General features: G+C 41.3%; 36 protein-coding genes. 13 read left to right on the top strand and 23 right to left on the bottom strand.

The genetic code is table 11. From position 1 onward, the window contains the following. The 11 genes from MKX97_RS07535 to MKX97_RS07485 all read right to left on the bottom strand — a co-directional run bounded on the left by MKX97_RS07535 (position 1) and on the right by MKX97_RS07485 (position 4,881). A complete protein-coding gene (locus tag MKX97_RS07535; protein ID WP_342537307.1) occupies positions 1–792 on the bottom strand; it encodes a PD-(D/E)XK nuclease-like domain-containing protein in 792 nt (263 codons plus the stop codon). After that, the gene (locus tag MKX97_RS07530; RefSeq protein WP_342537306.1) at positions 767–1,630 is read right to left on the bottom strand and encodes a hypothetical protein; all 864 of its coding nucleotides are present in this window, start codon (positions 1,628–1,630) and stop codon (positions 767–769) included. The genes MKX97_RS07535 and MKX97_RS07530 overlap by 26 nt, the downstream gene beginning before the upstream one ends. Before the next feature lie 100 nt (positions 1,631–1,730). Beyond that, positions 1,731–1,883, bottom strand: coding sequence for a hypothetical protein (locus MKX97_RS07525; protein ID WP_342537305.1), 153 nt, complete (start codon positions 1,881–1,883; stop codon positions 1,731–1,733). Further along, positions 1,880–2,041, bottom strand: a complete 162-nt coding sequence (locus tag MKX97_RS07520) for a hypothetical protein (protein WP_342537304.1) — start codon at positions 2,039–2,041, stop codon at positions 1,880–1,882. The genes MKX97_RS07525 and MKX97_RS07520 overlap by 4 nt, the downstream gene beginning before the upstream one ends. Continuing rightward, the gene (locus tag MKX97_RS07515; protein ID WP_342537303.1) at positions 2,042–2,218 is read right to left on the bottom strand and encodes a hypothetical protein; all 177 of its coding nucleotides are present in this window, start codon (positions 2,216–2,218) and stop codon (positions 2,042–2,044) included. It abuts the gene before it with no gap. Between the two features lie 254 nt (positions 2,219–2,472). Next, positions 2,473–2,628, bottom strand: a complete 156-nt coding sequence (locus tag MKX97_RS07510; RefSeq protein ID WP_342537302.1) for a hypothetical protein — start codon at positions 2,626–2,628, stop codon at positions 2,473–2,475. A gap of 9 nt (positions 2,629–2,637) precedes the next feature. Next, positions 2,638–2,919, bottom strand: coding sequence for a helix-turn-helix transcriptional regulator (locus MKX97_RS07505; protein WP_342537301.1), 282 nt, complete (start codon positions 2,917–2,919; stop codon positions 2,638–2,640). 170 nt (positions 2,920–3,089) lie between these two features. Continuing rightward, entirely contained in the window at positions 3,090–3,863 is a 774-nt protein-coding gene (locus MKX97_RS07500) for a phage antirepressor KilAC domain-containing protein (protein WP_342537300.1), read from the bottom strand. 207 nt (positions 3,864–4,070) lie between these two features. Further along, on the bottom strand, positions 4,071–4,331 hold the full coding sequence (locus tag MKX97_RS07495) for a helix-turn-helix transcriptional regulator (protein ID WP_342537299.1): 261 nt from the start codon (positions 4,329–4,331) through the stop codon (positions 4,071–4,073). A gap of 13 nt (positions 4,332–4,344) precedes the next feature. Next, the gene (locus tag MKX97_RS07490; protein ID WP_342537297.1) at positions 4,345–4,635 is read right to left on the bottom strand and encodes a helix-turn-helix domain-containing protein; all 291 of its coding nucleotides are present in this window, start codon (positions 4,633–4,635) and stop codon (positions 4,345–4,347) included. A gap of 12 nt (positions 4,636–4,647) precedes the next feature. Continuing rightward, entirely contained in the window at positions 4,648–4,881 is a 234-nt protein-coding gene (locus MKX97_RS07485; protein WP_342537296.1) for a helix-turn-helix domain-containing protein, read from the bottom strand. A gap of 120 nt (positions 4,882–5,001) precedes the next feature. Between MKX97_RS07485 and MKX97_RS07480 the strand changes: the two genes are divergently transcribed. From MKX97_RS07480 to MKX97_RS07460, 5 genes are all read left to right on the top strand, one after another. Beyond that, the gene (locus MKX97_RS07480) at positions 5,002–5,373 is read left to right on the top strand and encodes a helix-turn-helix transcriptional regulator (RefSeq protein ID WP_342537295.1); all 372 of its coding nucleotides are present in this window, start codon (positions 5,002–5,004) and stop codon (positions 5,371–5,373) included. A 17-nt stretch (positions 5,374–5,390) separates the two neighbouring features. After that, positions 5,391–6,059, top strand: coding sequence for a hypothetical protein (locus MKX97_RS07475; RefSeq protein ID WP_342537294.1), 669 nt, complete (start codon positions 5,391–5,393; stop codon positions 6,057–6,059). 104 nt (positions 6,060–6,163) lie between these two features. After that, positions 6,164–6,841 (top strand): hypothetical protein, encoded by a 678-nt coding sequence (locus MKX97_RS07470; RefSeq protein ID WP_342537293.1) that lies wholly within the window; start codon positions 6,164–6,166, stop codon positions 6,839–6,841. Positions 6,842–6,910: 69 nt separating this feature from the next. After that, on the top strand, positions 6,911–7,405 hold the full coding sequence (locus tag MKX97_RS07465) for an ImmA/IrrE family metallo-endopeptidase (protein WP_342537292.1): 495 nt from the start codon (positions 6,911–6,913) through the stop codon (positions 7,403–7,405). A 31-nt stretch (positions 7,406–7,436) separates the two neighbouring features. Next, complete coding sequence (locus tag MKX97_RS07460) at positions 7,437–8,591, top strand: site-specific integrase (protein WP_342537291.1); 1,155 nt, start codon at positions 7,437–7,439, stop codon at positions 8,589–8,591. A 180-nt stretch (positions 8,592–8,771) separates the two neighbouring features. On the opposite strand, the gene comGB is transcribed toward MKX97_RS07460, so the two are convergent. Both comGB and comGA read right to left on the bottom strand, forming a co-directional pair. Further along, complete coding sequence (gene comGB, locus MKX97_RS07455; RefSeq protein ID WP_342537290.1) at positions 8,772–9,824, bottom strand: competence type IV pilus assembly protein ComGB; 1,053 nt, start codon at positions 9,822–9,824, stop codon at positions 8,772–8,774. After that, positions 9,814–10,818 carry a competence type IV pilus ATPase ComGA gene (gene comGA, locus MKX97_RS07450; protein ID WP_342537289.1) on the bottom strand — a complete coding sequence of 335 codons (1,005 nt, stop codon included), beginning with the start codon at positions 10,816–10,818 and terminating at the stop codon, positions 9,814–9,816. The genes comGB and comGA overlap by 11 nt, the downstream gene beginning before the upstream one ends. A gap of 344 nt (positions 10,819–11,162) precedes the next feature. Between comGA and MKX97_RS07445 the strand changes: the two genes are divergently transcribed. Beyond that, entirely contained in the window at positions 11,163–11,405 is a 243-nt protein-coding gene (locus MKX97_RS07445; protein ID WP_009496820.1) for a DUF2626 domain-containing protein, read from the top strand. Positions 11,406–11,456: 51 nt separating this feature from the next. Here the strand turns inward: MKX97_RS07445 and MKX97_RS07440 are convergent, their stop codons facing one another. Further along, entirely contained in the window at positions 11,457–12,092 is a 636-nt protein-coding gene (locus tag MKX97_RS07440; RefSeq protein ID WP_078816546.1) for an MBL fold metallo-hydrolase, read from the bottom strand. A 158-nt stretch (positions 12,093–12,250) separates the two neighbouring features. Between MKX97_RS07440 and MKX97_RS07435 the strand changes: the two genes are divergently transcribed. Then, positions 12,251–12,433 carry a DUF2759 domain-containing protein gene (locus MKX97_RS07435; protein WP_009496822.1) on the top strand — a complete coding sequence of 61 codons (183 nt, stop codon included), beginning with the start codon at positions 12,251–12,253 and terminating at the stop codon, positions 12,431–12,433. A 50-nt stretch (positions 12,434–12,483) separates the two neighbouring features. Here MKX97_RS07435 and MKX97_RS07430 read toward each other — a convergent pair whose 3' ends face one another. The 5 genes from MKX97_RS07430 to rpmG form a co-directional block, all read right to left on the bottom strand. After that, complete coding sequence (locus MKX97_RS07430; RefSeq protein ID WP_221835022.1) at positions 12,484–13,560, bottom strand: hypothetical protein; 1,077 nt, start codon at positions 13,558–13,560, stop codon at positions 12,484–12,486. Positions 13,561–13,639: 79 nt separating this feature from the next. Beyond that, the gene (locus MKX97_RS07425; RefSeq protein WP_221835023.1) at positions 13,640–15,532 is read right to left on the bottom strand and encodes an LTA synthase family protein; all 1,893 of its coding nucleotides are present in this window, start codon (positions 15,530–15,532) and stop codon (positions 13,640–13,642) included. Positions 15,533–15,838: 306 nt separating this feature from the next. Then, positions 15,839–16,045 (bottom strand): YqgQ family protein, encoded by a 207-nt coding sequence (locus MKX97_RS07420; RefSeq protein ID WP_009496825.1) that lies wholly within the window; start codon positions 16,043–16,045, stop codon positions 15,839–15,841. After that, complete coding sequence (locus MKX97_RS07415) at positions 16,038–16,622, bottom strand: 5-formyltetrahydrofolate cyclo-ligase (RefSeq protein ID WP_009496826.1); 585 nt, start codon at positions 16,620–16,622, stop codon at positions 16,038–16,040. Before MKX97_RS07415 ends, MKX97_RS07420 begins: the two co-directional genes overlap by 8 nt. A 55-nt stretch (positions 16,623–16,677) precedes the next feature. Beyond that, complete coding sequence (gene rpmG / locus MKX97_RS07410; protein ID WP_009496827.1) at positions 16,678–16,827, bottom strand: 50S ribosomal protein L33; 150 nt, start codon at positions 16,825–16,827, stop codon at positions 16,678–16,680. Between the two features lie 174 nt (positions 16,828–17,001). Here rpmG and MKX97_RS07405 point away from each other — a divergent pair, with 174 nt between their 5' ends. Next, the gene (locus tag MKX97_RS07405) at positions 17,002–17,358 is read left to right on the top strand and encodes a hypothetical protein (RefSeq protein ID WP_342537288.1); all 357 of its coding nucleotides are present in this window, start codon (positions 17,002–17,004) and stop codon (positions 17,356–17,358) included. Further along, a complete protein-coding gene (locus tag MKX97_RS07400) occupies positions 17,355–17,822 on the top strand; it encodes a hypothetical protein (protein WP_342537286.1) in 468 nt (155 codons plus the stop codon). The genes MKX97_RS07405 and MKX97_RS07400 overlap by 4 nt, the downstream gene beginning before the upstream one ends. A 32-nt stretch (positions 17,823–17,854) precedes the next feature. On the opposite strand, the gene MKX97_RS07395 is transcribed toward MKX97_RS07400, so the two are convergent. The 4 genes from MKX97_RS07395 to MKX97_RS07380 form a co-directional block, all read right to left on the bottom strand. Next, positions 17,855–20,020, bottom strand: a complete 2,166-nt coding sequence (locus MKX97_RS07395) for a penicillin-binding protein 2 (protein WP_009496830.1) — start codon at positions 20,018–20,020, stop codon at positions 17,855–17,857. 100 nt (positions 20,021–20,120) lie between these two features. Further along, positions 20,121–20,729, bottom strand: coding sequence for a superoxide dismutase (locus tag MKX97_RS07390; RefSeq protein WP_009496832.1), 609 nt, complete (start codon positions 20,727–20,729; stop codon positions 20,121–20,123). Between the two features lie 86 nt (positions 20,730–20,815). Next, on the bottom strand, positions 20,816–21,298 hold the full coding sequence (locus tag MKX97_RS07385; RefSeq protein WP_009496834.1) for a DUF456 domain-containing protein: 483 nt from the start codon (positions 21,296–21,298) through the stop codon (positions 20,816–20,818). A 20-nt stretch (positions 21,299–21,318) separates the two neighbouring features. Further along, positions 21,319–22,950 (bottom strand): Na/Pi cotransporter family protein, encoded by a 1,632-nt coding sequence (locus tag MKX97_RS07380; protein WP_342537284.1) that lies wholly within the window; start codon positions 22,948–22,950, stop codon positions 21,319–21,321. A gap of 240 nt (positions 22,951–23,190) precedes the next feature. Here MKX97_RS07380 and MKX97_RS07375 point away from each other — a divergent pair, with 240 nt between their 5' ends. The 4 genes from MKX97_RS07375 to MKX97_RS07360 are packed head-to-tail and all read left to right on the top strand — an operon-like array spanning position 23,191 to position 25,827. Next, entirely contained in the window at positions 23,191–23,697 is a 507-nt protein-coding gene (locus MKX97_RS07375; RefSeq protein WP_176132466.1) for a DUF1189 family protein, read from the top strand. Between the two features lie 46 nt (positions 23,698–23,743). Beyond that, the gene (locus tag MKX97_RS07370; protein ID WP_078816540.1) at positions 23,744–24,088 is read left to right on the top strand and encodes a hypothetical protein; all 345 of its coding nucleotides are present in this window, start codon (positions 23,744–23,746) and stop codon (positions 24,086–24,088) included. A gap of 51 nt (positions 24,089–24,139) precedes the next feature. Next, complete coding sequence (gene ispG, locus MKX97_RS07365; protein ID WP_040758122.1) at positions 24,140–25,264, top strand: flavodoxin-dependent (E)-4-hydroxy-3-methylbut-2-enyl-diphosphate synthase; 1,125 nt, start codon at positions 24,140–24,142, stop codon at positions 25,262–25,264. After that, the gene (locus tag MKX97_RS07360) at positions 25,261–25,827 is read left to right on the top strand and encodes a hypothetical protein (RefSeq protein WP_078816539.1); all 567 of its coding nucleotides are present in this window, start codon (positions 25,261–25,263) and stop codon (positions 25,825–25,827) included. Before ispG ends, MKX97_RS07360 begins: the two co-directional genes overlap by 4 nt. Positions 25,828–25,882 lie beyond the last annotated feature (55 nt).

Here is a 25,882-nt window from a genome sequence, read left to right as displayed (position 1 = left end):
TTAAATCAATTCGCCTATCTCAATCGTGTCCGTCAGCTGCTTTGTCTGCCTGCAATAAGCACACCTCTCACATCGGGAAGGCACTCCATTACCAGCCTTCAATTCCTTGTACTGATCAATCAAATGCTCCACGAAGTCCAATTCAAACTGAAATCTCGTATCATCGAAATGGAGCACCGCTTTGTCGGGCGGATCTTCTTTCGTCACCGCGACAATGTATGGTGAGTAGTAATTTCCTGTAGATTGATAGATAATCTCGCGATACATAGCCATCTGCAGCACGTAATCCCACGCCTCGATGAATGAGACGTACTTCTGGTACTTGTCCGACCAATAGCGCTGTGTAAGGCTTCTAGTGGTCTTTAAATCGGTGAAAGTTTTACGCTGGTGATTGATCGAGTCGATCTTTGCTTTCCACTTCACACCGAACAATTCAGCGGTCAAAATACTCTCTTTTTCGCCTTCCATGGCAAACATAGCGAACTTGTCCTTTTTGATCGTCTCGATCATTGTGTCGGCCATTGCAAAGTCTGCGTATTTTCCACCGCGTGTATTGAAAATTTGATCTTGATTTTCCTGATTGAATAAATCGAATGCGTCACCGCTTTCAAACGCTGCGTGAGTGTAAGAGCCGACGACCAATGCCTTGCCGTACGATTCTTCATATTCGCCTTTCAACTTCGCTACAGCTTTCGCCTGACACGCCATAAAGCTTTTAAATTGCGAGACCGAGAAATATTCCCGGTCCGCTTCTAATGAATGGTAGTTACTCTGCGTCAGTTCCAGCGTCATCCGCCTTCACCTCGTCTTGATCTGACCGCTCTTCTTGCTTGAATGATTCTGAAAGCTCGCTAGAATGTTTCTTCTTCACATCTTTATCGAACCAATCGTCAACTTTACTCATTCCATCTTTCAGACTGTTAATGATAGTTTTTACATTCACCAAATCAATTTCAGTGAAAGAGTCTGCGTTATATCCGAATCGTTCTTCAATCATTTCCTGCGTAACGTTGTACGTTTCTTTGAAGAAAGAAAGCATGCTCGTCACCCTGTCTTTTAAAGGCTTTTCAGACGTTCCCTGTAATGTTTTTTCACACTGGTTAACTGCGTTGTCCACGATGTCTCCTGGAACGATCCCGAGGATGCATGCACGGACACGACGTGCCCCGCTACTCGCGACCAATTCATATATATCTCGTGGATCTGTGAGTTTCTGAAGTTGTCCTCTTGCCTGCCTACTATGCTTAACCGTGAATACTTTTTCTTGACGTACATTCGTTTCTAAATCCCAGGCATAAGCCATAGCAATTGATTCACCTTCACGTTGTTCGAGTTCTTTTACACCGAATGAAATGTTGCCCCAATTCTGCGCCAATACTTCAGCGAGCCGAATGGACGGTCCCATCACTTTCGTTCCGCCGCGTGGATATTGATACATCGCTACTTCTGCTAACGATGTCCGTTTACATGAATCCAAGATCCGTTGTTCCGCCTGAAAGATGTTCCGCGGAAACTGTTTCGCAAGGAAAATTGCCCCTTTGACTTCTTCCATTTCACGTGACGCAGTAGCTTGTCCAAGGACATTACCTTGTTGACCTTGTTGCTGGTACTGCATAGATAATTCGCTCATATTCAATCGCTCCTCTTGTATTTTGTTGAGGTTCTTATGTATAATGGAATTAATTGATATGCATAAGAACCTTACTGACTCGCTGCCCTACAGCGGGTCTTTATTTGTTTTCTGGGAATACATTCAAAAAGAAATCGTTCATGTCATCGAATGGACCGCAGTAGACTTCCTCTTCTTGTTCACGTTCGTACTCCAAATACTCATTGCTTGGATAACCCGTGAGCATGGCATGCTCGATATCCGGATGCATCACAGGTCTTCACCTTCTTCTAACACGGCTTCAATTGCCGCTTCGGAATGATAGTGATCACAACCTTCGCACTTGGTTGGGTGACCTGGTTCCTGCCCTGTGTAACAGCCGCAACTTTCACAGTAGACACCTTGTTGGATTAAGTTTGCATATTCACCCACTCAAACCGCCTCCTCAAACTCAATGATTTCAGCAGCTTTTCGAATGGCGTAAATACTGATGTGGTTGCCGTAATTCTCTTCGAATGTTTGAGCTGCTACCAACACACTGTCTGCAGAAGTCAAAATAAAAGTCGATTCACCTTCCATTGGGATGATCTCCCAGCGATATGTTTTCATTCCGCGTCACGCTCCCTCTTTAATTGATGACTAGCCTCATTCCAGAGGATTCCTAAACCGAATGCAACGATTGGCAACAAGATCGTTACCAGCAGCCAATTTCCGTAGTCTGTCATCTTGTCATCTCCTTTCTGATGGTTGAATCCCATCAAGAAGCCCAGGTGTCGCGACGAGTAACCAACTCAATCGGAAATCTTTCAATGGCTAACCAACCACCTGGACTTCTTGACAGGAGCCAAAGCTCCCGACTTGTGTTATAATGAACTTACATAAATTTGAGTTTGCCGATTAGTGTTGGACGCACTGGTCGTTTTTTTTATTGCCATAATGTCGACGCCTTCCAACTGCATCTTTTCTACGAACAACGCTAGCTCTTTCCGTAACTTCTCCGACTGTTTTTCTGTTTTCATGACTTCCTCCTAATACATAAAGTTGATAAATCCGCCGATGATCGACGTTCCGACTGTCGATAAAATACTAGTAAGCACCGTTATACCTTCGACTCCGAGCAAGTACGCAACCAATATGTCTTGCGAATTCGTGAGCACCGCCCACCTTTGTAGCAATGACATATTCGGCTCCTTGGTGCTGTTTTCATATTTAGATATGTCAGACTGATTGACATGTAGCTGCTCGGCCATTTCCGCTTGACTCCATCCCACTCGCTCTCGACACGCTCTCAAAATCGCTCCATTCTTCAAATCTTTCTCCCCCTTATATTCCAATCTGGAATAACAACTTACATATTCCAAGTTGGAATTTCTTTCTATCTAGGGCTGTTGTACTCTATAGATGTAGCCTCCAAAAACCTTCGCAACAACAACCCCTGAAAACACCCTTCCAATCTAGTGGAGCAAACCCCTCTGCTCCGCTAGATCGCATTTTTCAAACTCAGTAACTTATTGATAAAGTAAACTTGACCCTTGCCAGTCACTTTCGTTGTTTTACTGACGGAAATTGAACCGCTGTTATGGTGTATAGGTGTCTCCTTGATTTCAAACAACCCCATATCCATACTTCTCTGTGTCGGTGTATTGCGATCGGAACCAAGGCGTTTAACAAGATAACCATTTGAACGCAACCATTCATACAAGCGCCGCTCTCCAGTGTCTATACCGTTCTGCTTGAGCAATACTGCTAGTTCTCGTACTAAAATAGAAGTTTTGCTAGCTTCAACTGATTCTGCAAATAACACTTTTGGTTTTTGTTCAGCGATGATTTTCTTTTGGTCTTCTATTTCTTTGTTTTTTCTAGCAATCGTTTTGTTAGCTATTAAAACTGCTTTTGCCATGATTGATTCATCATCGTCATTTTCGGAGACCATGATATATCCGCCGTCTTTTCGTATAGAAGGAATCACCTCGACTGCCAACCAATCTTGGAATTTTTCCGCTACATTGTTTTGCGCTTTGAAAGCCAATTTGTAAACCAAAGGTTCGGGAATTAAATCTCCTTTCGCCACTCGTGGCGAAGTTTCAGGAAGATGAGAATTCACACGGTTCCATCTGACATATTCAACATCATTCTTTCTGTCTATGAAGCCCAAAGATCTAGCAACCTGCTCTACATCAAACAAAACTTGTCCATTTTCTAAAACAGCTCCAACTTCGAAAATCCCATTCTTAAAAACTTTTAATTGATTCATCTTCATTCCTCCTTTTCTTGATGATTTCTATTATAGTTTTTGACCTTTTACCACTTATGGATAAAAATGTTTTTCTGTGAGTGTCTATGCTTTTCAAATAACTGTTTTTTAATGATTTTCAACGTTTTACTGTTCTGTGGTTCCCTGGGCATTTCGGAAATATTTCATTTCTGGAAAATTTGTCGATAAGGCTTGTCAAGTACTTTTTTATAAATCGGGAAATAAAATTTCAAAAGGCCGTTTAAAATAGCTTTCTAGGCCTAATGAGATATCAAGCCCAGGTTTTACTCTCCCCAGTTCCAAGTGTGAAATTGTCGCTGTTGAACATCCTAACTTCTTGGCTAATTGTGTTTGGGTTAGCCCTGCCCTTTTTCTTTCTGCAATAAGACGCTCACGTTTGGAGCCCTTGAGATTCCTGTACTCCATCGAAATTGAAGTCGATCGATTTGAATTTCTTTTATGTGCCATAACTGATTCCTCCCTATCCGCTAAAGTTATAAACTAAATCGTAATTGCTTCGCTTCTTAATCCATTCCAGCAACTGATCTGTCACGACCTTTGCGTGACCAAAATCATGAGTGACTGGGAAACCTTGAATCTTAGCTGCTCTATGGATCGTCGTTTGACTCACACCCAGCAGCTCAGCAGTTTCTTTCAGAGATAGCAAGATTGGTAGTTGACGCTCTCGCAATGCTTCGCCTACGGCTTGTTTAACGGCCGTGTTGACAAGTTCGTTCAATTGCGTTGTAGTCGTCACGATGACTTCTGACATGTTTTTCACTCCCTATACGACTTCTTCGACACCACTTTGTAAACCTTGTATAACGCCAGGATCAAAAAAAATATCCCTTGGATCAACTTTCAAAGCCTTTGCAATAGACAGCGCCAAATAAACGCCGGGCTCTTGTCCATGCAACTCAATATTTGTAAGAGTTTGTCTGGATGTCTTTGCCCTTTTGGCCAATACCGTAAGAGGCATTCCAATTTCCTCGCGAACCTTTCGAAGTTTGTTAGACACGTATAACACCTCCTTAAATAAAATGTAACACAAGTATAACAGTGTTGTCAATAAAGATTTACAACAACATTATTTAATTTTACTTTAGAGTTGTGTAAAGTATGTATTACGGGTGATGATATGATGAAATTAGGAGAATATATAAAACAATTAAGAGGTAAAACCTCATTAAGAGAAGCTTCTGAAAAGATTGGGATCAGTCATACTTATTTAGATACAGTTGAAAAAGGCTTTGATAAGAGATCTGGTAAACCAATTAATCCAACTCCGGATACTTTGAAGTTAATTGCTCAAGCTTATAATTGTGATTATGGAAAGTTAATGGCTTTAGCAGGTTATTGGAGCGAAGAGGAAAGTGAGAATGAAAAAGAATTCCAAGCATTCGCCAACGATCCTGAATTGCAACGTTGGTATCGCAAGTTGCCGGAGTCTGATGAGGAAGATGTGCGGAAGCTTCGGGAAATGTGGGAGATTATTCGGAGAGATAAGTAGTAAAGGGAGGAATGAATTTGGCACAGTGTAATTTTTGCAGTAAGAAAGGTTTTTTTCTAAGGGTTTCTAAAAACGGTCTGTGTGATCCTTGCGAAGAACTTGTTGCTATAGCAGTTAACAGGCATATTGAGATCATACAAGAATCTGCTGAACTTGTTGATAATTCAAAAGTATTTAAAACAAGGATAAGTAGACTTGATGTGATATTAGAACATCTGGATATATTAGACAGCGAGTATATAGAAAAAGGCGTATTCTTAAACATTGACACTAAAGATATGAGAAAAACGATGAATGAAATAAAATATCAAATCTTCGATGAAGAAGCCTATAAGAAAACAGATGAGTTTTTGAGGAAAGCCGGTTTAGCGAAGACCCTTAATACTAAAATTAACAATGCAAATAAAGCTCTTCTGTTTTTAAAAGAGCTTCAAGATGATTATGGCTATTTAAATGAAGAACTAGGTATACGAGTTATGAAGTATATTCATGATGCAGAATACCAAGATCTTTTATTGAAGGCGGAAAGAGAAGAGTTCAAAGAAAATCACAAAAAAGCCATCGACAAGTATAAAGATGTTTTATTTTTTCTTGCCAAAGATGACATAGATGACAATCTACAAAGAGAGATAATACAAAATATTGAAAGAAAAATAGAAGATCTTACAAGTAGTTTAAAGAAATAATATTTTTAGATGCGCTACAGTTTAAGACTTTTATTTTTTACATAAATCATGGTTCTATCTCACTAAGTAATGTACATGAGACAAATGAAATAGAGGTGATGTAAATGAAAGAAAAGACCAAAAAACCGTTTTATAAGAGATGGTGGTTTATAGCGATTTGTGCGTTTCTCGCGTTCGGTGTAATAGGCACCATCTTCGAGTCTGAAGAATCTAAGCAAGAACGGGCAGCTGAAGAGGTGGCAGCGGAACAAAAAAGAATTGATGACAGAAACGCCAAGAAAGAAGCAAAGAAGCTAGCTGCAGAAGAAGAAAAGAGGAAAGAAGCGGCGGAAAAAGAAGAGTATGAAAAATTACCTTTCTACGAAAGACTAAAAAAAGAAAACGAATATATCGATGATGCTACCTTTTCAGATGGAAAGCTAACCATTTCCAAAGAAATCAAAACGTATTTCAGCGATACTCACACTATGAAAGATGACGTGTACGAAATTTTCGAAGTCATGGAAAAGGGTTTTAAAGATGAATCGGTTAATGAAGTAGAGGCAATTCTCTCAACCACTCTCCACAATGAACAAGGAAAAGAGTATGTGGACGATATTGTGAAATATAGATACAGCCGAGACAACTTTAAAGAGTTGGATATATCTAACTTTAAGTTTTACAGTTATAGCGAGACCTGGCGCATAATGAATCAGGCAGATCACTACTGGATTCGCCCTGGTATTTATAACAATATAGACCCTGAATATAGAAGTAAATTGCGAAATAGTGCAACGAAGTAAACGACAGCCCTCCTCCAGGGCTTTTCTTTCAACCAGAAAAAGAACATACGTTTGATAGGTGGTCATTTTATGTATCAAAACAGTCATTTAGAAGATTTCATCGAACAGCTGTATGCCAGTTTATCCATCCGGCAACCAGAACAGCTGAATAAATATCTCATTGCTGAACGCTTGAACATCGGTATCTATCTATCCCGCAACGACAGCGAGGCATTTTACTGGGATGGTCGTTATTATATCTTCATCAACCGCGATTTGGACAGCCGACAGCGATGGCAGGATTTCGGTCATGAGCTGTGTCATGTATTACGTCACAGCGGACATCAAGGCCGCATGCCTCCCCTATTTCGACAGTTACAAGAATGGCAGGCAGATAACTTTATGTACCACTTCTGTGTGCCTACATTTATGCTACAAAAAATTCACTTACCATATGATCAATTCGAAGCTATCAGATTAATCGCAGAAACTTTTAATGTTGAATACGACTTTGCCTTTAAAAGACTAGAAATGTACCAAAGAAAGGATGTGTTTCAAATGAAGTATGCTCTAACCAATAGATAAATATCAATCTTTTTTGAAAGGAGAAATGAATATGTACTGTCGTAAATTAAACAATGGTAAATGGTCGTGTACCACTGACGCAACTCCTAATCCCCTAACTGGTCAGCGACGACAAGTAACGCGGCGCGGTGATACCAAGAAGGAAGCCTTACAAAGAGCGCAAGCAGCGGCAGATGAATTATCGAAACAGAGGCAGCCGCAAAAACGACAGGTGTCAGAAGTTTATGAAGAGTGGTTGAGTGTTTACAAGGAAACGGTAAAGTCCTCCTCTGTCAAAGTAAGAATGGTCGCCCTGCGTCCCTTTATCGATAAGCACGGCAAACACCTAATAAGCAAACTTCAGATAAATGATCTGCAATCCTTTTTAATTGAACGACGCGATACTGGGATATCTAAGCACCACATTGCGGGTACTCGAACTGCATTAAATTTAATGTTTGAGTACGCTACGCGAAATGGGTACACCGAAAAGAATATTGTAAAAGATACTGTAATTCCAAAGGCAAAGAAAAGCTCACAGGTTTTTGTGAACTCAAAGAAAAAGTATCTTGAAAAAGAAGAAATTCAGACCTTTTTAACCGGAGTGAAATCTTCTGGCAGAAGAAACGCCTATCAACTGGCACTCACAATGCTTTCTACGGGCTTGCGTGTCGGAGAGGTGTTAGCGCTCACCTGGAATGATATCGACTTGGAAAACCATACACTCACGGTCAGTAAGACACTTTTTGAGAAACCTGCGGGTGAAGGCGGATTTGAGCAGATGCCACCGAAAACTCAGGACTCCAATCGGACGGTGTCATTTAACCAAGAGCTTGCTGAGGAATTGAAGAAGATGAAGGTACAATATAATAAAGAAAAGTTGATGGGTTTGCGTGATTCGAAATCCGTATGGCGAGATTTAGTCTTCACCGGAAGAAACCAGCAACCTGTCCGCGCTGTAACGATCAGTGCGATTTTCAATAAAATATATAAGGCCTATGGTATTAATGATGTAAGTGGCACTCATATTTTACGACACACGCATATCACCATGCTTGTAGAAGCTGGAGTGGATCTTCCTGTTATCATGGAACGTGTCGGACACTCGAACATAAATATCACCCTCGACATTTACACACATGTCACTAAGAAAATGCAGAAGCAAAGTGACGATAAAATTAATGAGTATTTTCGCCAATTTATCTAAACTGAAAATAAATGTGGTTTTTCTGTGATTTTATCTTCTGCGTAACCATCATATAACCCTTGTAGGACCTGTGGTTACGCCATTCCCTCTTTACAGTGTTTGAAATGATCATCATTTCGATTAGAGTGAAAGCTTGTTCGTTCTTTAAAAATCTTTTTACCAATTTCTATTTCCTCCTCTTTAAATACTATCGATCATGCGGTAAACAGGAAGTAGGATCGACAAATAGGATAGTAAGATACAAACGGCCAGTATGCCAAATAAGGCTGGTTGCAAAACAGCAATTCCTTTGTTCATCTTCTCTTCTAACTGTTCGCTTGTATGCTGGCTGTAAATCAGTAACTCCTTCGGTAAATATCCACTGTCTGCACCATGTTTCGCAAAATCCGCTAAGCTACTGGAGAGACCATCTGTTAACCGAATGGCTTCATGCAATGGTTCCCCGTAGATGACGTGGGCACTCAGCTGTCCTGATATTGCAGATAAAATTGGATCTTCTTTTTGCTCTACCAAGACATTCAGTGCGCTTTGCAGCGACAAACCGGATTGTAGTAAACTGCCTAGCTCGTTAGCGAAATCTCTCGTCTTCATCGCACTATAAAAAGGGCCAAGCCCGGGAACACGTAAAAGCTGCTTCAGCATTTGCTCAGCTGTCAGTTTCTTCAACCAGATTCTCAAGCCCAACATTGCAATACCTGCTGTCGTTATCAGGAGCAAAATTAAATCCGGTATAGAGGAAACCAGTCGAGGTAAATACCGGACCACACCAGATTCTTGACTAGCACGCATCAAAGTTAATGCTTCAAAGTTCGGCAGGAAAAACTGGCGAAAAGCAACCAACAACGCGAATAAAAGTGAAAATAAAACAGCGGGATAGGCTAGCAGTTTACGTAGTTGTTTTTGCTTTTCAGTGGTACGGTTGACACGCATTGCCACTTCGTCCAAAGCGCGAACTAAATTTCCATCGACTTCTGCAATGACAATCGGCAACATAATACTTTTGCTGAATCCCAAGCTTTTTAATATATAAGAGACACCGAAACCCATTTTTAATTCGGATTCAACTTTCGCCAATTTCTTTTCGTATTCTTTTGAATGATAAGGCAAGATAAGAATCAGTCCTTCATGAAACGTGTAACCTTCCCGCAGCAAAACAGATAGTCTATGCAAAAACTCTGCAGGCTTCACCAGCTTTTTCTTAGGCGAACGTCTGCCAAGAAGTTTAGACACCATTGTTTAGCACTCTTTCATAGAAAGCTGACTGTATATCGATTTTTCGTTCAGATGGCATTGAAAAACGATGTCCTTTCGAGATTGCTTCTGCCGCTTGTTCGATGTATGGGTCTTGCAAAATTTCAAAAATGGCGGCTGTTTCGCCTGTTTGCTTTGTAATCAAGCGCTGGGCGGAAATCGCGATGAGCGTTTGTCTAAGTTCTTCTAAGTGAACTCCTAGATCAAGCAATCGATAAAGACAGCCTAGCGGATCTTTCGCATGGATCGTACTGAGTACGAGATGCCCTGTCAAAGCAGCTTCTACCGCAATTTTGGCTGTTTCTGCATCCCGTATTTCACCAATCATGATGACATCAGGCGAATGCCGTAAAATAGCTTTCAATCCGGCAGAATATGTAATGCCGGATCTTTCATTCACTTGGATTTGCAGTAAATGGCTGTGCTTATTCTCCACTGGATCCTCCAATGAAATCACATGGCGCTTTAACTCGTTCACACAATGAGCCGTCAGTGAATACAATGTCGTCGTTTTGCCTGAACCAGTCGGGCCGGTGACAAGAAATAATCCCTGCTTATGAGCAGCAGCTTCTGATAATTGTCTACTCCACTGGGGATTTATACACAAATCTTGAAGGGGTACAACCTTGTCATGTTTCTGGATACGGATGGCGACACTTTCCCGCAATTGAATAGACGGAATGGTTGATATACGAAAAGAAAAGTTGTAGTCAGAGAACGACCGATGAAAGGAGCCACTTTGAGGCCGGCGTTGTTCACTAATATCCAGCGAAGATAAAAACTTATAAAACGAAATCAAACGGCCGCCTAATGTATGGGGGAATTGGCCAATTTTCGAGAATAATGCATGCTTGCGAATGGTCACATCATAACCTTCAGCGGTCGGCACAAAATGGATATCTGTAGCCTCTAAATGAATTGCTTTCTCCAGTAACTGAAAACACGTTTTTTCTATTGGATTCGCTATAATTTCCATAATTCTCCCCTTTCTCCGTATGATGAAAGACCACTTTTCATCTTACGCAGGAGTATACATTGGAAATGAATTGTTGGAAAATAGTATTCATTTAAGATAATTTAATTATCATCGTGAATAAGAGGACAAAATGTATTTTTAGAACTCAAAATCACAGAGAAAATGAATTTTCATATTATTTTTATTGGATGGTTCTGCTATACTGAGGATAGCTAATGTCTAAGTCACCGAAACAAGTACACTTTTTTGTCACAATGTGAAATTGATTGGAGTTTACTTTTAGGCTGACGTTCTATTATAATGGATAAGAGCTTATTGTATTGTTGTGAAGGAGGGACGCGTAGATGGATAATATGTTCAAACTTTGCGGATTCTGGACAGGTATTTTTGCGGTCATGTTCTATGTTGGACACATGATTCCTGCTTCTTTACTGCTAGTCGCAAGCACTATCTTCTTCGTACTACTTGGATACTTGAAACTTTCAGAGCGTATGTACATGTACTTATTCGGAGCATACTTAATGATCTTCATGGTTGGTTTCAGTTACTATTCCATATTTATTCATGTACCAGGTGGAGGACACTAATCCGTACATACAAAAAACAGCCTCATCACGAGAGCTGTTTTTTGTTTTGCTTTAAAATCCATGCAGGAACGGATTCTGATCTTGTTCGATCCCAGGTGTCGTCGCCGGGCCGTGTCCCGGATAAATCATCAATTCTTCATCTAATGATAATAATTCGTTGTGGATAGAAGACAAAAGCGTTTCTGTATGACCTCCCGGAAGATCGGTACGCCCTATACTACCTCTAAATAGCGTATCCCCCACAATGGCGAATCCCTCGTCTGCAAAGACATAGGACACGCTTCCAGGCGAATGGCCCGGCGTATGGCGGACCTCCATCGTGAAAGGCCCCACTTGCAGGTTTTTTTCATCCTTCAATAAAATATCGGCCGGTTTGCAAATCACGTCCGGGAACATCGGATATTTCCCTGATCCGTTCAGCTGCGGGTTGCCTAGCCAATCTTTTTCAGCTTCATGCACGTAGACCGGGATATCGTATGCACTTCGAATCGTCTCGATTGCACCAATATGGTCAAAATGTGCATGGGTCAGCATGATCGCGACAGGCTTTAGTGATAACTTTTGCAGTTCAGAAAGCAATGCCTCGCCTTCTTCACCCGGATCAAACACCAAACAATTTTTCTCTTCATCTTCAATTACATAACAATTTGTCTGAATTGGACCTAATGGATGTATATGTATCTTCAATTAACTCACCTCTTTTTCTAATATTAATGAAACCTTGCTCATATTTCAAACAATCGTCATTATTTAATCTCGACAAAACGTTTGTTTAACAGTACAATAGAGGAGGAATATCGCTATACGGCATTCATTTTTTCAATGTTGAAAGGAGTGTCTACTCAATGAACTTATTGGTCGTCATTTTTGGATTGATTGCAATCTTAGCAGTCTTTGGAACGGTCCAAGCTTTTAAAGAGCGGAATGTATTAAGTATAATTTTCAATGTGGTAACTGTTGTCGTTATCGGAGGCTTTACAATTGCTACCGTTATATATTCAGGATACCCGCCACAGCTACACAAATAATCAGTTCCAAAAAATAAGGACACCTCTATACTGGAGGATGTCCTTATTTTTTATTCTTCCGTTATTGCTTCTGCTGTTTCAATCACCGGTTCCTCTTCATTGAGTTGCAACCATTGTGTGGTTCCTCCCGTCTCTAGATCAATCAGTGTATCCATACGGTAGCCTACAAGACACGTTCCGCCATCTGGTGAACAATTCAGCAGACCGCCTTCCACCTCGGGATCATATCGCTTTATCGCTTCCCCATCTATGACTTGAACCATTGTAGACATACCATCTTGATCATCGGACGAAAGATTAGTTGACATAATAATATTATCGTCATCTGTGAATTCAACATCCTCCATTGTTTCCGATGGATGTTCAGCCTGCCATGAATGCTTCTCTTCCCCATTTGCATCGAGAACAGTAAAGCGTGTTTGTTCTTCGTCAGGTATCTCCACAACTAGTTGTTCTGATGAAGCATGAAAGCGATTAACCTCGGTGACTAGCTCACTTCTCTCACTCGTTTGAAGCGATTCCTTTACTATAGTAGTGTCTTCTAGGTAAACGAGCTGATCTTCTCCCATCCATTGTGGAAATGGATCAGTCAATTCGATAGGTTCTAAAGATTTTTCACTCATGTCATATAGGAAAACCTGATAACTCCAGTCTTCTCGAAAAGCAGAAATCAACAGTTTGGACGCTTCTGCATCGTTCCACTGAATCTCAAGTTCCGACGAATCGACAGTTAATTCATCCAGCACTTGGCCTTCTGTATCTATCACAGTCATATTCGCCTCTGTAGAAGTATCTGATGTTTTGACAAGCAGTTGTTTTTTTGATCGATGTATCAGTACTTCAGAAATTATCGAAGCATCCGTATAGATCGTATGTATTCCTCCCGTCTTTAAGTTGAATACCTGAAGACGGTCTTCTGCATCATGATGATCTACATAAGCTATATTCATATCGTCAAGCCAGCCCGCCACAAACCGCAAGTTCTCCTCGGATGTTTTCAATGTTTTAACAGACAATACTTCTTCATCAACCACAAGCGGGTTCTTTTCTTCCGTTTTCTCTATTTCATTTTGCTCACAGCCCACCAGAAAAAGAGCTAGTAAGATCATTATGATTGTCTGCTTCAAAACGTTTCCCCTTTTCAAGATGTATTAAATGAAAATGAAAAAAGCTGCGCGGCATAGGCGACCGCGCAGCTCCATCAACTTATTCTCTCTCTTTCATCTCCGGACTGCCATCTTTCTGATCTTTGAAACGAAGCAAGTCGCCATTGATGACCGTATCTGAGTAATTTAACTCAGTTGTGGCACGCTCTACATACGGCTCACATTGCGCTTCATCTGTCGGCTCTCCTGTTTCGATATCATAGCAGACTTCCTGAGTGTAGATGTTTTTATCTGTCACAAATCGGCCATCACGGAATATGACAAACGGTTCGTGATCTGGTGAAAACACGTCAGATCCAAATTGCATATCTGCTTTCGTGTCGATACCTAATAAGTGAAGAATTGTAGGACGCAAGTCGAGCTGCCCTGAAAGTTCATCCATTACTTTCCCTTTTCCGTAACCCGGAATGTGAACGAACATAGGAACTTTTTGCAGCTCCGCATTATCGAAAGGTGTAATTTCTTTATCCATGTACATACCCATCGCTTTATTATGGTTTTCGGAGATTCCGTAGTGGTCTCCGTACATGATAATAATGGAATTATCATACAAGCCATTTTCTTTTAAGTCCTCAAAAAACCCTTTCACTGCTTCGTCCATATAACGAACAGTTTGGAAGTACTTATTCAATGTATTGGAATTCGAAGTGTATTCAGGAATCAACTTATCTTCTTCATCCAAGTCAAACGGGTGGTGGTTCGTCAACGTAATCATTCGTGTAGCAAATGGCTTCTTCATATCTTTCATCAACTCTACAGATTGATCAAAGAACGGAATATCTTTCATACCCCAGTTAACAGCTTGACCTTCTTCGATTGAGTAGCTCTCCACGTCATAGAACTTTTGAATATCCATTGCTTTGTACATGATATCGCGGTTCCAGAAGCTTTTGCTGTTCGCGTGCATAACACTTGTGGAATAACCATTTTCACCCAAGCGATTGGATAGGGAATCGTACGTATTGCCGCTGTGTGTGAAGAATACTGCACTTCCGTTACGACCATATAGTGAATTCTCTACGATAAACTCAGAGTCAGATGTTTTACCAAGCCCTGTTTGGTGGTAGAAGTTATTAAAGTAAAATGTGTCTTTGTCTTTTGTTAATTCGTTTAAGAACGGCGTAATCACGTGGCCGTCCATTTCATTGTTGATCACAAAGTTCTGCAAGGACTCCAGTGAAACGATGATAACATTCCGGTCCTTTGCCACGCCGAACATTTCAGGATCCGGCTGCGCGTGATTGGCTTTTACATAGTTCTCTATTTCCGTCAACTCAGTTCCATCTGCGAAAGCTCGCTGTGCGTGTGATTTCGATTGGACAAATAAATCATAGAGATGATAGTTATACGTCCCGATGTTTTTCACAAGCAACTCACGGTCAAAGCTTCGAGTCAGAAGTTGTGGGCGCTGTGCTTCTGCCATCGCCAAGTTGAACATCAGCAATGTAGCTGCCGCCGCGAAATAGACTTTACGCCCCACTTTTCGCCCTGTTACTTGAACCGGCTCTTGTGGTATGAAGCGAATTGCCAGCAAGACAATGATGACATCTGTGAAGAAGAACACATCTAGAAATCTCATGTTCTCTGTAATTGATGAAGTCAAATCTGCAAAGTTATTCGTTTGGAATAGCAATGGCAGTGTAATAAAGTCTGTGAAAAAGCGATAGAACACAGCGTTACTGAACATAATAATCGATGTCAGCAAACTAACTGTTACTATATATCGATTTCTTGTCTTAGTTTTTTTGATAAACAAGGCGATTCCGTACACAAACAACAGGAATGTTAGTGGATTAATAAATAATATAAACTGTTGCATCGCATTATCGATCTTCATATTAAAACTGGTGAGATACCCGATATAAGTAGTCAACCAAGTTGCAATCACGGCGATAATGAGTACGGAATGCTTTGGCCATTCGAATTTTCTCATTCCTTCTCTTCCTTTCATATCTAAATAAAGAGTTGTAGTGTTATTTATCTAAATTCAGCAGAAAACTCCCACCTCTATAGGTAATGAAGTGAATGCAATTTTGTTACTGTTCAGTGGATGCTCAAACGCTTGCTGAACTCAGATAAAGCCTTTGGCGCACATTACGGATTTTTTACAGGAGCTTTTCAGGCAAACTCGAATATAATCCGGTCCCATTTATGCAAAAGCATAATTGATAGTTGCCTAACAGATAGACGGTTGACTGAAAGAAAAGTTTCAAATACCACCGGGAATGAGTCCATCCTCCTATAATTTGTTAGGGAAACTATCATTTTTTTGTTCTTTTCGCAATACTAAAACAGCTTGCATATATGTTTGCTGATCAATAAATTGATGATCAAATAACTCTTTTATTTCAGACTCCATTAGTATGCTGTCTTGCTTCTTATTGCCTGTATAGATAATGACTCCGAATCTTTTTAACAATTGGAGGACATCGTAGAAACTATTCATTCATCTCACGAGCTTTCTGACAGTCTATGATACGATCTTCTGTATAAAGATATGATACAGGAAAATCATGCGGCTCCCTAATTACATTATCCAGTATTTGACGTTCAAATGCTAGTGATATCGTTTGAAATGGATATCCTGCCAAATACCGATCGTAATAGCCGCCACCGAAACCAATACGGTAACCTTCCGGTGAATAGACAACACCCGGTACGATTTGCAAGTCAATCTCTTCAGGAGGGACAGATTCCGTCAGATCGACGCATGGTTCTTTTAAATCCATATAGACGACTTCAGTCTGGTCAAAGGAGTCGATTAAGCGAAAGTCCATTTCCCTCGTCGAAGAGATGCACTTCGGGATAGCAATTCGTTTCCCGCACTGCCAAGCGAATTCAATCAAATGATGCGTCGCCACTTCCGGAAATCTAGAAAGCGTGATCCCGATCGTCTTGGCATACTTAAATTCATCCGAAGCAAGAACGCGTTTCTGTATCAGAGCAGATTTCTGTTCGTGATCAGATGGACTTAATTGATGTAATTGCTTTAAAACCTGTTCGCGAAGTTTTTGCTTTTCCACTGCTTTACCTCCCGTAAGAAAAAACCAAAACCGAAGCAGGTTTTGGTTTCACTAATTATTTCGTTTCACGGTGCAAAGTTTGTTTTTGATCACGTGAGCAATATTTTTTCATTTCAAGACGCTCTGGATTGTTACGCTTGTTTTTCTTTGAAATATAATTGCGCTCTCCACATTCCGTGCAAGCGAGTGTAATATTTACGCGCATTACTGTCCCTCCCACTCATTAGCGATAGATATAAGATTAAATATGAGCATGATTTATACGACTTATAAATTATAGCATATTTTCTTTCATTGTACAGCAGAAAGATTGAAATTTCATTCGCCGGGTCGCTATGGTATTATGAAGGAAACTCTAGTTATTTTGGAGGGAAACGAAATGGATATCGCCTTAATTTTACTCATTATCGGACTGCTGGCTGTCTTGGCTTCTTTCTTTGTAGGGAACCCCACTCGTACATATGAAGATGAATTGGAAAAAGTTTCCGTCAGTCTTCATCAGGAAACAAGTAATCTAAAGAAAAGGGTGCGGGTGCTCGAAGATGAGTTGATGGTTGCCCCGCCTATGACAGAAAGTTACACGGCTTCCCCGAAAAAACCTGTTCACGCAATTATCGTCAATCAGATCACTTCTTTACACAGTCAAGGCTATACAATGTCTGAGATTGCACAAAGAGCTTCCATGCAGAAAGATGAAGTGGCTGCTGTACTCCGTTCAAAAGGAGTGCGCACATGATCAAAGAAGTATTTCGCTCGGTAGGCATCGGTTGTTTGCTGGCAGGCGGTATTTTATATACCGTTGACAATTTACCGAAAACAACGGAAGCATCCTTACAACAAGAATTGACGGCAACTCAAAAAGAATTGGAAGTTATTAAGAAAGAATTGGCCATATCCCAAACCTTGACGTCTGAAGGTGAACCAAACAAAGAAACTGCTTCGGAAACTAAACCAGTTGATCAGCAAGAGCCCAAGAAAGAAGTTGAAACAACCGTCATCAAAAAGAAAATTGCTGTGCAGGCCGGATCCAGTTCAGCAGATTTATCCGGAACGCTCGAACGTGCCCATTTAATAGAAGATGCATCGAAATTCGATACGTATATGAAAGAAAACGATTATGCCGGAAAAATCCAGATCGGCACATTTGAATTGAACTCTGACATGAGTTTTAAAGAGATGGCCGATGTATTGACAAAATGAAACAACCTCCTGTGAGTACAGGAGGTTGTTTTTTATTCGTCTTCTGGAGCTTTCTTGATTTTGATATCCGGAGAAGAATTGGGGATTTTTGAGTTTCTCTCTTTTTCCAGGTCAAAATATATATCGAGTGCTTCTCGGACGATTTCACTGGCAGTCGCAGAAGGATAGCGTCTTGTATTCGTTGAAATATATGGAATCATTACAGAGTAAGCAACTTGTGGATTCTCGGCAGGTGCATAGCCAACATGGGATAAATTGATTGTCGGAATGACTGGATTTGATTTATTACCAGTATAATAAAACGACTGTGCCGTTCCCGTCTTCCCTGCTCCATCATAGGAAGCCCCTTTTAATAATCCTGAAGCTGTTCCATTCGAACCATAATATACGTAATGCATTCCTTTTTTCACTTGATCGATTTCAGCTTGTGTATTGTTAATATGATTGAGAACCTTTACAGGAGTTTCTTCTACCAAATTTCCAAAAAACTCTCCGTCTGGTGAAGGCTCGCGAATTTCTTTTAAAATTTTCGGGGCGATTCGATTACCGTCTGCTGCAATTGTGGCAACATATTGCGCCAGTTGCAGCGGCGTATAGGTGTCAAACTGACCGATCGCAAAGTCCATCAGTTTACCTGTGATTGTTTCAGTACCCGTCACACCTGTGTATTCTCCCGGCAAATCGATACCCGTCTTAACGCCTAAGCCGAATGAAGCGAAATTTTGACGGAATGTGTCAAACGCTTTTTTGTCAATCGGCAGCGCCTGACCTGGTCGATAACTTGCACCACCTAATGCAAAAGAAATCCGGAACATATAGACGTTAGACGAACGCCCAATAGCTTGAATATCATTTAGTGCGACCCGGCCGTTCTGATTAAATAGGGATCGTTTTACCGTGCGGCCGATTCGGATCGGTTCGTCAATTTTGACATCTCCGATTCGGATAGCCCCTTCACTGTAGCCTGTTAGCATGGTAGCCAATTTTACAGTTGAGCCCGCTTCATAAGCAGAAGTGAACGTGCCAAAAGTATAATCTTGAATTGCCCATTGGCCAGTCGATTCGTCTCTTACGACTTTTTTGCCCACCAACGATAAGATTTCACCATTATTCGGATCCATCATGACAAGAAAGGCAGACTCCAGTGCACCTGCACTTGCATTCCGCTTCAATTTCAATAATTTATTGGACACGACTTCTTCCAGTGCCTTTTGCAGTTCACTATCCGTTGTCAAGATGAGATCTTTACCAGGCTCTCCTTCTTTCACCGTTTTGGTTTCAATCACTTTACCCGTGCGGTCCTTAATGTTTTTTACGATGGTCTTTTGCCCTTTTAATAGATCTTCATAGTAAGCTTCCAAATAACTTCTGCCGACCCGGTCGTTACGAGAGTAACCTCTGGCTAGGAAATAATCTAAATGGGAACGTGGAATCCCTTCTACTGGACTCGTTGTAGAACCGAGAATTGCGCTATCCGATTTCTTGACACGGTCCCAATCCGTCGTCGTATTGACGCCGGGCAATTCATTCAGCCGTTCCGAAACGACCGCAAATTCTTTATCGGTCACTCCATCACTCTTAATAATTTGAGGCGAATAGGCATATCCTGCCATCATTTCTCGATAAATTGCCAGGACCTTGATGTCTTCATCCGATAACGAATTGATTTCTTCGTCTGTGATCCGATCTCTCGTCAATTGGTTGATTTCCCTCTGGATATCTTTTTTAGATTTTTTATCGTCCTTACCAATACTGCTTTGTTCTTTTTTTGATACTTTCTCAGCAGCTTTCTCAGGGTTGAGCAAGATCCAGAAATCACGCTTATCTCCCATTGTCACTCGCTTTGTATCTTGATCGATTAACTTCGATAACTTCCTTGCGAGCTCCAACATATCTGCAGTAGAAGTAGATGAAGTTTTCGTATAGGTAATTGCATTTTTCGGTTCATTGTCTACAAGTACTTGACCATTTCGATCGTAAACTCTTCCTCGCGGCGTACTCGTATTGACGGCAATTTCTTCCGTTCGCTCAAGCATCCGTGTATAATCTTCCCCTTTTACAATTTGCAGATAACCTAGCCGGAATATGAGCAAGGAGAAAAGGACGAAAATTGCCACGAAAAGAAAGTTCATTCGAAAAGCAATATGTTTACGTTGCCGGGCTTTCGCCTGATCTGCTTTTCTTGTTGTCTTTTTCAACGGGAATCTCCTTTCTATATTTTTTTATGTATGCCTCAGTATATCATGAACCCATAAAAGAACACACATCTTGACGAATCAGATGTGTGTCAGGTTTCAATTATTTATTGTCTTGGTAACGCTTTTCAACTTCATCCCAATTGATTACGTTCCAGAATGCTGAAATATAATCAGGACGACGGTTTTGGTAGTTTAAGTAGTACGCATGCTCCCAAACATCCAAACCTAGTAAAGGTGTTTTGCCTTCCATGTAAGGAGAATCCTGATTTGGCGTAGAAGTTACTTCAAGCTCACCGTTGTTCAGAACGAGCCAAGCCCAACCTGAACCGAAGCGTGTTGTTGCAGCTTTTGCGAATTCTTCTTTAAACGCGTCAAAGCTACCAAACTTCTTGTCGATTGCTTCAGCAACCTGCCCTTTAGGATTTCCGCCACCATTTGGAGAAAGGATTTGCCAGAAGAATGAGTGGTTAGAATGTCCACCGCCATTATTGCGGACTGCTGTACGCTTGTCCTCTGGAACTTTGTCCAAGTTTGCAACCAATTCATCAACCGGCATGCTAAGAAGTTCGTCATGACCTTCTAGTGCATTGTTCACGTTAGTTACATACGTGTTGTGATGTTTTGTGTGATGGATGTTCATCGTTTCTTTGTCGATGTGTGGCTCCAACGCGTCATAAGCGTATGGAAGTTCTGGTAATTTGTAAGCCATTTTCCATTCCTCCTCTAGTTATATCTGTTTTGCCCTACCTATTCACATTATCAAAATATGAGTCAGCATTCAAAGAAAATGGACTATTAACGGAGAAAAAACAGAAAAATAGCAATCATGATTCCCATCACGGTCCCTTTTACTACCACCGATGTCAGAAAACCGACAACAGAGCCTACTCCCGTCTTGAACGCTTGTTTGATACCCGAGCGTGTAACGAGTAATTCCGCTACGATCGCCCCAAGAAATGGGCCAGCTAAAATACCGGCGACCGGAATGACAAATGGACCGATCAGCAAGCCAATCGTACTTCCCCACATCCCTGCCTTACTGCCCCCAAAGCGTTTGACGCCTACGAGATTCGCAACCGTATCTGCTCCGAACAGCAAGATCACAAACAACCCCTCTATTACCCAGAACAGCCACGTAAGCTCTTCGAATGAAACAATGACGCCATACAACAAGAAACCGGCCAGTATAAAAACAACAGAAGGAATGACCGGATAGATAAGTCCGGCGAATGCTATACAAAACATCAAAATAGCTACGATCCAACCGATCCATATCATAAACTGTCACTCCTTCTTCATTATGCGTGCTTTCCTAAGATCGCTTCCGCAATATTCACTGCATGGTCCCCGATCCGCTCCAAATTCGAAACGATATCTACGAATACCATCCCTGCTTGTGCACTACAATGCCCTTCATTCAGACGGACAATATGATTTTTTCGGAAACGACGTTCCATATTATCAATCAAATCTTCCTTTTCGGAAACTGTACGTGCTAATCCCGTATCATTTTTATCCAAAGATTCAATAGCTTTTTGGACCGTTTCGATCGTTAACGTAAACATCTCTGTCAAATCATCGATCGCACCATCTGTTAGTTTTAATTTATTCGTCTCACGCAAATCAATTAATTCAATAATGTTTTCGAAGTGATCACCGATCCGTTCGATATCCCGTACGCTGTCCATCAACATAACATGACGGCCGGATTCCGCTGGGGATACGGTTACAGCTGAAATCTCGACTAAGTAATCTGTGATTTTCCGATCGAGATTATTAATGGCATCTTCTATCTGATAAGCCATTTCCGCGTGTTTTTTCTGTCCTGTTTTCAAATACTCGAATGATTGCTGTAGCCCTTGCACACTGAAATCACCCATGCGGATAATTTCTTCTTTTGCCTGTCCAATCGCAACTGCCGGCGATTGGGTAATGAAATGCCGGTCAAGATGCTTCGGTTTGTATTCGATCGTCACATCTTCCCCTGGAATCATACGGGTGACGAGATACGCCCAGGCACCAATAAAAGGAAATTGCAGTATTGTATTCGCAATGTTAAATGAACCGTGAGCAAATGCAATTTGCATCTTACTTTCTAAATTCAGGGCGCCAGACACCCATTCCACATATGCCGTAAACGGAATGAGCAGCAACATGAAGATGATTGTACCGACAATATTGAATAAAACATGTGTAGCAGCAGCCCGTCTAGCCGCTACGGATGCACCAATAGAAGCAAGAACGGCCGTGATCGTCGTTCCGATATTATCACCGAAAAGTATCGGCAATGCCGCTTTCATTGTAACTAAATCTTCCGCGTATAGACCTTGTAAAATCCCGACAGTCGCACTGGAACTTTGGACGATTAATGTAAAAATTGTTCCGGCTACTACACCTAACAACGAATGTTCACTCATCGCCAGCGTGAAGTCTGAGAAAGCTTCCAACGAACGCAGAGGTTTCATTCCGTTACTCATTAACTCCAAACCTAAAAACAAGCCACCAAAACCAAAAATAACTTCTCCCAAGTTTTTGACTTTAGCTTTATTAATGAAGAAAATAAGAAACGCACCGATCGCCATGATAGGCAATGCATAAGCCCCAACGTCTAAACCGATAATAAACGCAGTCACCGTCGTACCGATATTGGCACCCATAATGACACCGATTGCCTGACGGAGCGTCATGAATCCTGCGCTTACCAGTCCTACAGTAATAACTGTAGTACCCGAACTGGATTGGATTAAAACAGTTACAATAATACCGACAAGAACGCCCATAAATGGGTTAGTTGTAAAACGGTCTAAGATTGCACGGAGTCTGTCCCCTGCAGCTTTTTGCAATCCATCCCCCATATACTTAATTGCGAATAGGAAAATACCTAAGCCTCCAAGAAATTGGAACAGCACTTCCTGCCAGTTCACTTCCATTTAATTGTCAACCTCCATCAAACGATTATGTATAGTCTTACAGTTGCCCCTCCGCATGGATTCATGTGAAGTTTCACCCTATTATGTTCGGACCATACACCAATTGTAAAGTACTGAACACAAATCTTTACATCACCTTTACAAAGCCGCAATAATTTGTCATAAGAATGTCGAAATTTCACGTATCCTGCAGGTTTCACATAAATGATAGACTATACAGTAGAAAGGGAGGCCTATTTCGTGAAATTCCATCAAATATTCAAAGCTTCTTTGCATGAACCGAAAAAATTGGCTGCATTTCGCTTGCTACCGATCGGAAAAGTCATTCAATACATATTTATTTTTGTCTTTCTTTACACTGCTGTATCGTTTACCCGTTTTTTATTTGGTGATCATTCCCTTTTTCAATCGACACCTGAAGTAGCAGAAATCGGAAAAACAATCGGTATCTTAATATATCCTTTTGCATTCGTTTTGCAACTTGTGATTATCACGTCGTATTTATTTATTCGGGTCAGTATTTTTGGTATTATAGGAGTATTGCTGCTGAAACTATTGCACCGTCGCGGCGAGTTTCGATTTATGTGGCGCACTGCGGCAATTGCTGCCACGCTACCTATTTTATTGACAATGATTTTTGAATTCATACCAGACATGCAATCTTACGGCCTCTTGGTTGCGTCACTTGTCCATTTACTCTATGTTTGGCGCGCTGCAACCTATTATCCAAAAAAGCCGACAAAATGAATAGTCTTGTCCTTGCCTGCATAGTGTGATGCAGGAGGGATGATCTATGAGAATATTTTTGTTGGCACTCGCTGTATTTTGCATTGTTCATTTTGTGCGTGTGGATTTAACAGATGGGACAATCCCTCTTGCAGCCTTTTTCGATGAAGAATCGTCCTGTATAGAGGAAACCGTTAATCATTCAATTGTCATTCGGGCCGTTGAAGGTGATACAATAGAATCGTTATTTGCATTATATCCAGATCCCACGCTTAATTTTCTAGAGAGGCTGGAGAAATTTTATTCCTTGAATCCTCATCTGGAACGACAGCAGTTCCTGGCCGGCGAAGAAATCAAACTGCCGCTTGGCGAACAGCCGGATACGGAATGCGAGGAAAGCAACGAACGTTAATTTACCATTCCATCTATGATGGTATTTATCTATTTGAAGGAGAGAAAAGCAATGACCGAAATGATTCATCGTGCGAACACCCGTCCCGTTAAAGTCGGTAATTTAACGATCGGGGGAAGCAATGAACTATTTATTCAAAGCATGACGACTACGAAAACTCACGATGTGGAGGCAACTGTCGCTGAAATCAATCGTTTGGAAGAAGCAGGATGTCAAATTGTACGTGTAGCATGCCCAGATGAGCGTGCAGCGTATTCGATTGGCGAAATAAAAAAACGCATCAATATTCCACTCGTCGTAGATATTCATTTTGACTATAAACTAGCCTTGATCGCAATCGAACAAGGTGCAGATAAAATCCGTATCAATCCTGGAAATATTGGACGCCAATCCAAAGTAGAAGCGGTCGTCAATGCCGCCAAAGCGAAAGGCATTCCAATCCGAATCGGCGTTAACGCTGGCTCACTTGAGAAGAAGATCCTTGAAAAGTATGGTTATCCAACAGCTGAAGGCATGGTAGAAAGTGCCTTGCATCATATTAAGATCCTAGAAGACTTGGATTTCCATGATATTATCGTGTCGCTGAAAGCATCTGACGTCAACTTGGCGATCGAAGCGTATAAGCTGGCTGCAGCTGCATTTGATTATCCGTTGCATTTAGGTATCACGGAATCCGGTACGCTATTTGCAGGCTCCATCAAGAGTGCAGCTGGACTCGGTACGCTGCTATCAGCAGGTATCGGCAACACGATGCGCGTATCATTAAGCGCGGACCCTGTTCAGGAAATTAAAGTGGCGAGAGAACTTCTGAAAGTATTCGGTCTTTCTTCGAATGCTGCAACACTTATTTCTTGCCCGACATGCGGTCGGATCGAAATTGATTTAATTTCAATTGCCAATGAAGTGGAAGAATATATCTCCACTATTAAGGCTCCTCTTAAAGTCGCAGTACTGGGATGCGCGGTAAACGGTCCCGGAGAAGCTAGAGAAGCAGATATCGGGATTGCAGGAGCTCGTGGCGAAGGGTTGCTCTTCATGCACGGTAAAACGGTTCGGAAGGTTCCGGAAGAAACAATGGTCGACGAGCTGAAGAAAGAAATCGATATTTTAGCAGAAGAATATTTTGAAAAAAAACGACAAGAGGAAGCACTTGCCCAAGGTGGCGCAGCCGAATGAAGCAACTTCGTTTCGGCATCGATATTGATGGAACTGTAACATGCCCTACTTCTCTATTGCCCCATATCAATAAGCGCTTTGGCTCAAACCTGACGCTTGACGATATTAAAGAATACGATCTGACAAAAGCATTTGACGTAGATCCTGTGCAGTTCGGAAATTGGTATAAGGAAGCAGAGGAACTGATATACCAAACGTCTCCTGCACAGCAGTACGCGAAAGAAATATTAACGAATTGGCAAAAGAATTATGAGCTGTTCTATATTTCTGCCCGCGGGCAAAATGTGTTGGAATGTACGACCGCTTGGTTCCGTGAGCATCAAATTCCTTTTGATCACGTAGAATTGATCGGAACACATCATAAAATCGAAACAGCGAAAAAATTTTCTGTTGATGCTTTTTTTGAAGACAAGCATGACAATGCGGTAGGAATCCACGAAGAGCTGGACATACCGGTATTCTTGTTTGATACCCCTTATAACCGGAATCCGATCCCCAAAGGCGTAATCCGAGTCAAGGATTGGCAGGAGGCAAATCAGCAAGTTCAACGATTGTTTGCTTAACTCCTCGACACAAAAAGGCAGTCCCAAAAGTCGATTTTCCCGACTTTTGGGACTG

The sequence above is a fragment of the Sporosarcina sp. FSL K6-3508 genome (assembly GCF_038615825.1).
Taxonomy (GTDB): domain Bacteria; phylum Bacillota; class Bacilli; order Bacillales_A; family Planococcaceae; genus Sporosarcina; species Sporosarcina newyorkensis.
This window is presented reverse-complemented; position numbering and strand designations above follow the sequence as displayed.